We start from the raw sequence: 7,161 nt of genomic DNA, 5'->3' as shown, positions 1-7,161 counted from the left end.
TTTGAGGTTGCAGATAGAAGCTGACGTGGTTTGAAGAGATTTTCGAAGAGTATAAAATTTTGACATTCTAAAACGCATCCTATCAAGTTCACTCAAACCTGATAGGATGCGTTTTTATCATTTTGAAATCTATTTACCTCACCTCATTCCCCTTCTTGATTCCGTTTGAGGGAAAAGTGGTCTGGGACGGAGTCCTTACCTGTTTTCGACCAGGGATGGCAACGTAAAATCCGAGCCAAGCCCATCAAAACACCCTTGAAGCCATGTTTTTCAATAGCCTGAATCATGTAGTTGGAACAAGTCGGCTCAAAGCGACAAGAGGGTGGAAAGGCTGGTGAGATAAACCGTTGGTAAAAGCGCACAGGCGCTATTAAAATTCGTTTCATTATTTCTTGGTTACAGCCATGGTGTGTAGTTGGCTGATTTCTTTTTTATTAAGACGACGGGATTCTCCTGGACGAAGTCCTGTCAAGTCTAGATGTCCAAAACGGGTCCGTGACAACTTATCTACTTGGAGACCGACAGCTTCAAACATCTTTTTAACCTGGTGGTTACGCCCTTCATGGATAGTCAACTGCACCACAGAGCGGTTTTTGACTGGGTCCACTTTGAGAATCTCATAGACAGCCGGTTTGGTTTTCTTACCATCAATCTCAAGTCCACGGGTCAAGGGGCGGAGATTATCCTTATTGGCCACACCTTTAACACGCGCGACATAAACCTTGTCAATCTCATTACGAGGGTGAATCATCTCATCCGTAAAATCCCCATCATTAGTCAAAATCAAAACTCCTGATGTATCCCAGTCCAAACGACCTACAGGGTAGATGCGCTCTTTGACATTGGGCAAGAGGTCGACAACCGTCTTGCGGCCCTTGTCATCTATCACACTGGAAATGACACCGCGTGGTTTGTTAAGCAGATAATAGACCTTTTCTTCGTTGTAGATAGGTTGGCCTTCAACTTCAACCTTATCGCCTGACTTGATAGTGGTTGCTAGTTCACGTACCACTTGGCCGTTAACCGTCACCAAACCTTGCTTGATCAGCTCTTCTGCTTTTCTCCTACTGGCCACACCTGCGTGGGCAATATACTTATTGATTCTCATCTTCTTCTATCCTTTCACCAAATAATTGGCTTTCTTGGGCTTGAATCTCAAGCTCATCAATCACTGGTAATTCTTCCAAATGGTTAATTCCCATGTAATCTAGGAAATAATCTGTAGTCACATAGAGGTTGGGGCGACCCAACACTTCTTTTTTCCCGTCTTCTCGTATCAAGTCAAAGGCCTGCAACTTTGCCAAGGCCCCACTCGAGTTGACCCCACGGATGGCATCAATCTCTATCCGTGTGATGGGCTGTTTGTAAGCAATGATGGACAAGGTTTCAAGGGCAGCCCGAGATAAACTCTGGTTGATAGGTGCCTTAGAGTATTCCTTCAAAATCTCTGCAAATTGAGGCTTGGTCACCAATCTATAAGCGCCCCCTGTCTCAATTAGAGCCAAACTGGAATCTGGGGCCTTTTCATACTTCTGGGCTAATTTTTCTAAACTCTGTTGGATGCCTGTCGGTGGCAGAGAGAGGAGTTCAGCTAACTGGCGGACTCTAATCCCATCTTCACCCGCTACAAACAAGAGCGCTTCTATTTTTGCTAAAGTACTCATCTTTCCTCTCTATCAAGTCTAGCTTTGGGCCACTTGACTTTCTTCCTTCTTTTCCATGAGATAAATATCTCCGAAACTCTCCTCTTGTACGAGGGTTAGCTCCTGGGTTTTGATTAACTCTAGGGTTGCCAAAAAGAGGGTGATGACCTCTTGGAGATTCTGGGCTTCCTTAAACAAATCCTGCAAGCGCAATTGATCTCGTCCAGCCAAGGACTCTTTCACGATAATCATCATGTCCTCAATCTTATACTCATCCCTCAAGATAGTCGTGTGGTTCTGTGCAAACTCCTCTTTTTTCTTGGCTAGGATATTTGAAAAAGCCAAAAAGAGATCAATGGTCGTCTTGTCATGCACAAGCTCCGCATCTTCGTATATCAACTCTGTCGGCGCTTTGGAATAGTGCTGGGCCCGTTCTTGGTGTTTGGCTTCCAAGTGCTCCCCCAAGAGCTTGAACTTGCGGTATTCTTCAATTTGAGAGAGAAGATCCTGCTCCAGGTCATCTTCCAAATCTGTCACTTCCGCTACCTTTGGCAAGAGCTTGCGGCTCTTAATCAACATGAGCTGACTGGCCATAACCATGTACTCACCCGTCACTTCCAGACGCATGGCCTGCAGGGTTGAGACATAGGCTAGATACTGTTCGATAACTTCCGTAATGGGCACATCGTAGATATCCATCTGATACTTAGAAACCAGGTGCAAGAGCAAGTCCAGGGGCCCTTCAAAATCTTTTAATTTAATATCCATTATCTATATTTTTCTAAGGTCAGGACTGTTTTTAATCCTAATTTTTTTGCAATTTCGTACAAATCGACCTGCTTTTCTATTTGTCTTAGAATAAACTGTTCACGTAAGACTTGAGCTGATAAGGTTGAGAAACCTTTCTCCTTGACAAAAGCTTCTAACTGACGAAAGGCCCACTGACGAGAATAGGCTTTCCCTCCCCTTTCAAAGAGATATATCTGGCCCATCAAGGGTTCCAACTCCGAAAGCAAGGTCGTGGGAATGCTGACAATCCTCTGTTGGGAAGCCTTGCTGATTCGCAACACCTGAAAATCCAGATTGATGTCCGCAACCTTGATGGCTAAAATCTCACTGGGCAAGAGCCCCATTTCTAGGATTAAGAGCGCTAGCAAGCGTCCCTCTGGATGGTCGCTTTCCTGCCAAAAAGAGTCTAGGTATAGAATCTCTGGCTTTTCCGTCTTCTTTTCAGCTTGTTTGGCTAATTCCAAGCGGTAAAAGCTGTCCACCTCTCCTTTTTGATAGAGAAAGTATAGAAATTGGTTACAGGCCGAAATCTTTCGCTTCTGGGCGCTGATTTTTAGATTGGCTAGCTGGGCTTGGTAAATCTTGAGACTGGTCTCAGAAATCCGCTCACCTACCATGTCTAAAAATTGCTCCAAATCATACTTATAGGACTGCTTGGAATTGACAGACAAGCCCTGCTTTTCCTCTAAAAAGGCTGAAATCCTGTCTCTCATTGGCATCGAATCTCATATTCCTTACTAAAGTCATGCAAGAGGGCATTAACGGCCTTGAGGATGGACTTGCGCGTAATAATCCCTTGGAAAATACCCTCTGCATCCACAACCGGTAAGAAGGACTCATCTACTAGCTTGTGCAAGACCTCCGTAATGGTGAAATCAGGCGAAACAACCGCTACGTCCGTTTTTGTCATATGAACGATATCCGTATCCGCCATGATTTCTTGGCTCAAGTCATGCTCCATCTGATAAGCCATAATATCTCTGAGTCCAATCGTCCCAACAAACTGTTTTTCATCTGTCACAACAGGAACACGGGTATAGGTCATCTGACTGAGCAAGAGGGTCGCATGATCCGCATTGTGGGTATCAATCAACACAGCTAGATTTTTAGCAGGGGTCAAAAAAGTTTCCTCCTGCCCCAACAAGAAAGTCTCAAACTCCTTGGCAATCATCGGCTAAACTCCTTGGACAAACCTGGATACACCTCGTGATCTCGTGTCAAAAAGTCCACTTTGAAGTAACTATCATCAATCTCCACACGAGCATAGAGACATTCTCTGATGGTACCTCGTGGTTGACTGATAGAACCTGGATTTAGAAAGAGGATCTTGCCTTCCAACCAAGCACTTGGCACATGCAAGTGACCATAGAGGCAGATAGCGGCCTCTTCCTCCTGAGCCCAGTAGTCCAACTTTTGAAAGTTGAAATTGATGTCAAACAAGTGACCATGAGTTTGGATAATCTTGGTCGAACCAAGCTCAGTCACCAGACGTTCTGGGTAGCCGGCGTAGAAGTCCATGTTCCCTTTAACAACGCGGATGCCCTCCCAAAGTGGAGAATCCGGACGTAGTTCAGAATCGCCGTTATGAAAAACGGCATCGACTTTGCCCACATAGCGATCACGGACTTCTTCCACAATCAAGCTATCGCCATGGGAATCGCTCATTACAATGATGGTTTGCTTTGCCATGATGGAAATACCTCCAAAAGTTTCTTAACGGCTAAGGCACGGTGAGATTGACTATTTTTTTCTTCCAGGGTTAATTCAGCTGATGACTCACCTGTTTCTCCTACAAGGAAGAGGGGATCATAGCCAAAGCCATTTTCACCCTTAGGTTCAAAGTTAATATAACCTGACCAGTCTGCTTCAACAACTAAACTTTCCTTATTTGGGCTGGCTACGACTAGGGTTGTGTGGAACTGAGCCGAGCGGTCCTTGAGTTCAAAGACCATGGCCAATTCGTGCAAGAGTTTGGCATTATTTTCACGGTCAGTTGCTCCCACACCTGCGAAACGAGCTGACCAGACGCCTGGTAAGCCACCAAGGACATCGACTTTGAGACCAGAATCATCTGCCAAAACCATCTTGCCCGTTAATTGAGAAATGGTTTCTGCCTTGAGACGGGCATTTTCTTCGAAGGTCATGCCTGTTTCAGCTACTTCAGGCAGGTCAGGATAGTCATTAAGATTTTCCACATCGTAGCCTAACTTATCAAAGATAGCTCGGAACTCTTTGGTCTTGCCTTCGTTACGAGTCGCAATCAATAAGGTTTCTCTGACCTTGTTTGTCTCAAAGAATGCTTCTACATCAACACCTTCTTTAGGCAATTCTACATGCAGGAGTTGCCCATTTTCAACTAAGAGAACCCCCCCCTGACGTTGAATGACTTCTACATTTCGTCCCATTTCTTGGTTGAGGATATCTACCACAAAAGACAATAAACGGTAGAGAGAACCATAGCGTAAAACAGTAACAGAAACAGGAAAACCTCGATCCTCATCTCGAAATCTTTGGGCAAACTCCAATAGAGGAAAATCCAAGTCATCATCCGTCAACGTCCGGACGCCACCAAAAATACCATAGGACCCGACATACCAGTCCTGTTCATCCTTATATTCATAAATTTTATTTGTCATAATTCTACATGCTCCACATGAATCTCTTTTTCCAGCCATTCTTCACCAATTTGTGCAAAACTTTGGCTGCTGGCTGTTGTGTAAAAACGGTGATTAAGTGGTCCAGCATCGCGACCACGATTGATTTCAAAATAATTAAGTAAGACTGAGATGTCCCGTACGCACTCTGCTCCACTATCGATGAGCTGAACCTTTGGTCCCATGACATTTTGAATAATAGGTCTGAGCAATGGATAATGGGTACAACCCAAAATCAGGCTATCCACCTTTCCAACCAAGGGACGCAGGGTTTCATAGACCACTTTCTTGGTAACACTGGTTGACAGGGCGCCAGACTCGACCAAGGGGGCAAACTTGGGACAGGCCAAACTCTCCACCTGTAAGTCTGGAGCCAGATCATGAATTTTCTGACGATAGATATCTGATTGTACCGTCATGGGCGTTCCAATCACACCTATTTTCCCACCTTGACTGGACTTGATAGCTGCCGAAGCTCCTGGCAAAATAACACCTAGGACAGGAATATCTAGTTGAGCCTTGATTTCTTCCCAGACGACCGCAGTCGCAGTATTACAAGCAATGACAATCATTTTGACATCCTTGGTCAAAAGAAAGTTGACCAACTGCCAAGTATATTCACGAATTTGCTCAGCAGGACGGGGACCATAGGGAGCCCGTGCCGAATCTCCAATATAGACGATTTCTTCATGGGGAAGCTGGCGCATGAGCTCGCGCACAACGGTCAAGCCCCCGACACCCGAATCCAAAAAACCAATTGGGCGATTATCCATACAGTCTTCTTTCTAGTCTTTTTTCTGATTGATAGTTCATTATGATTACCGTTCCTTATGAACTGAATAATGACAGCCTAATCAATAACTATCTCTCTTAATCATAATCAAATATCAATAGAATGCAAGGAAAAAGTCTCATCCCTAAACCCTTAGCCAACATAGTGAGAAGTCTGGAACTTTCATCCCAGACTTTTCCTTATCTATTTTTTCTTTTTATTGTTAGCAAGGGCTGCCTTTTGTTGGCGAATGATTTGGTGGTAAACTTGTTGTACCTTGGCTTCGCTTGGTTTTTGACCATTTGCACTCAAAAGAGTACGAACTGCTTCAGCATTCAAACGTGGGTTGTCAGCGAATTCCTTTTCGATTTGCTTACGAACCAAGTACATTCCTCCAATAGCTCCTCCTAAAAAAGCTAGCACAATCAATACAATTGCTAAAAGTAAATCCATCATTTTTCTCCTGTTTCTTTTTGAGTCCCTTTCATTATACCACAAACTAGTCACCCTGACTAGTTTGTTTTACGCTATCAGGGATGGAATGTAATTCGAATGTGAGAATGTCTTTAGTAAATCGAACGTGAAAATGTCCCATTTGATAAAATAGTCGTATGAAAAGTATCCAACTGAATATGAATGAAACGAAAAAATATCTTGTGATAAAAGCTATAGACCAAGGAAAGAAAACAAAGAATCGAGCCTGTGTCGAACTGAATCTTTCTGAAAGACAAATCAATCGTCTGCTACTAGCCTATCAACAGAAAGGAAAAGAAGCCTTCAGACACGGAAACAGAAATCAAAAACCAAAACATGCAATCCCTGATGAAATCAAAGAACGTGTCCTAAAGAAATACCTCTCCTATGAAACATATAAACCAAATGTCCTTCATTTCTGTGAATTACTAGCTGAAGAAGAGGGAATTCAGTTCTCTGATACAACTGTTAGAAAAATACTCTATAAGGAAAACATCCTCTCTCCCAAGTCTCACAGAAAGACAAAGAAGAGACTAAGAAAACAAGCTAAACTGAACCGCAATCATCCCCTAGACAATCCAATCTTACCGTCCGCTAAAGATTTCCTGGAAGACACTAAAAAGCTACATCCTAGTAGACCCAGAAAGAAATTTGCTGGAGAACTCATCCAAATGGAGGCTAGCCCTCATGCCTGGTTTGGAGCAGAAACCTCTAACTTACACTTAGCCATTGATGATGCTTCCGGCAATATCCTAGGGGCTTATTTTGATAAAAAAGAGAACTTGAATGCTTACTATCATGTCCTTGAACAAATATTAGCCAATCACGG

At 43.6% G+C, this 7,161-nt stretch carries 11 protein-coding genes; 1 reads left to right on the top strand and 10 read right to left on the bottom strand.

What is annotated here, in order from left to right; translation table 11 throughout:
- Window positions 1–143: 143 nt before the first annotated feature.
- The 10 genes from yidD to HT703_RS10590 all read right to left on the bottom strand — a co-directional run bounded on the left by yidD (window position 144) and on the right by HT703_RS10590 (window position 6,311).
- Complete coding sequence (yidD, locus tag HT703_RS10635; RefSeq protein WP_000821628.1) at window positions 144–386, bottom strand: membrane protein insertion efficiency factor YidD; 243 nt, start codon at window positions 384–386, stop codon at window positions 144–146.
- Complete coding sequence (locus HT703_RS10630) at window positions 386–1,108, bottom strand: pseudouridine synthase (RefSeq protein WP_001222218.1); 723 nt, start codon at window positions 1,106–1,108, stop codon at window positions 386–388. The genes yidD and HT703_RS10630 overlap by 1 nt, the downstream gene beginning before the upstream one ends.
- Window positions 1,095–1,664: an SMC-Scp complex subunit ScpB gene (gene scpB / locus HT703_RS10625; protein WP_000105298.1), complete on the bottom strand. Its 570-nt coding sequence runs from the start codon at window positions 1,662–1,664 to the stop codon at window positions 1,095–1,097. Before scpB ends, HT703_RS10630 begins: the two co-directional genes overlap by 14 nt.
- Before the next feature lie 18 nt (window positions 1,665–1,682).
- The gene (locus HT703_RS10620; RefSeq protein ID WP_000351896.1) at window positions 1,683–2,411 is read right to left on the bottom strand and encodes a segregation/condensation protein A; all 729 of its coding nucleotides are present in this window, start codon (window positions 2,409–2,411) and stop codon (window positions 1,683–1,685) included.
- The gene (xerD, locus tag HT703_RS10615; protein ID WP_277422347.1) at window positions 2,411–3,145 is read right to left on the bottom strand and encodes a site-specific tyrosine recombinase XerD; all 735 of its coding nucleotides are present in this window, start codon (window positions 3,143–3,145) and stop codon (window positions 2,411–2,413) included. Before xerD ends, HT703_RS10620 begins: the two co-directional genes overlap by 1 nt.
- Window positions 3,142–3,603: a cyclic-di-AMP-binding protein CbpB gene (gene cbpB / locus HT703_RS10610; protein WP_000560725.1), complete on the bottom strand. Its 462-nt coding sequence runs from the start codon at window positions 3,601–3,603 to the stop codon at window positions 3,142–3,144. Before cbpB ends, xerD begins: the two co-directional genes overlap by 4 nt.
- Window positions 3,600–4,121 (bottom strand): metallophosphoesterase, encoded by a 522-nt coding sequence (locus HT703_RS10605; RefSeq protein ID WP_001118962.1) that lies wholly within the window; start codon window positions 4,119–4,121, stop codon window positions 3,600–3,602. The genes cbpB and HT703_RS10605 overlap by 4 nt, the downstream gene beginning before the upstream one ends.
- Window positions 4,097–5,068 carry a nucleoside-triphosphate diphosphatase gene (locus HT703_RS10600; protein WP_000182447.1) on the bottom strand — a complete coding sequence of 324 codons (972 nt, stop codon included), beginning with the start codon at window positions 5,066–5,068 and terminating at the stop codon, window positions 4,097–4,099. Before HT703_RS10600 ends, HT703_RS10605 begins: the two co-directional genes overlap by 25 nt.
- Entirely contained in the window at window positions 5,065–5,859 is a 795-nt protein-coding gene (racE, locus tag HT703_RS10595; RefSeq protein WP_000370374.1) for a glutamate racemase, read from the bottom strand. The genes HT703_RS10600 and racE overlap by 4 nt, the downstream gene beginning before the upstream one ends.
- A 203-nt stretch (window positions 5,860–6,062) precedes the next feature.
- Window positions 6,063–6,311: a YneF family protein gene (locus HT703_RS10590; RefSeq protein ID WP_000364983.1), complete on the bottom strand. Its 249-nt coding sequence runs from the start codon at window positions 6,309–6,311 to the stop codon at window positions 6,063–6,065.
- A gap of 179 nt (window positions 6,312–6,490) precedes the next feature.
- Here HT703_RS10590 and HT703_RS10585 point away from each other — a divergent pair.
- Window positions 6,491–7,161: helix-turn-helix domain-containing protein (locus tag HT703_RS10585; RefSeq protein WP_138701223.1), on the top strand; the 671-nt coding region annotated here is incomplete at its 3' end.

Origin of the sequence: Streptococcus sp. 3874 (assembly GCF_013276425.1) — a bacterium.
In the GTDB taxonomy this organism is placed as follows: domain Bacteria; phylum Bacillota; class Bacilli; order Lactobacillales; family Streptococcaceae; genus Streptococcus; species Streptococcus pseudopneumoniae.
This window is presented reverse-complemented; position numbering and strand designations above follow the sequence as displayed.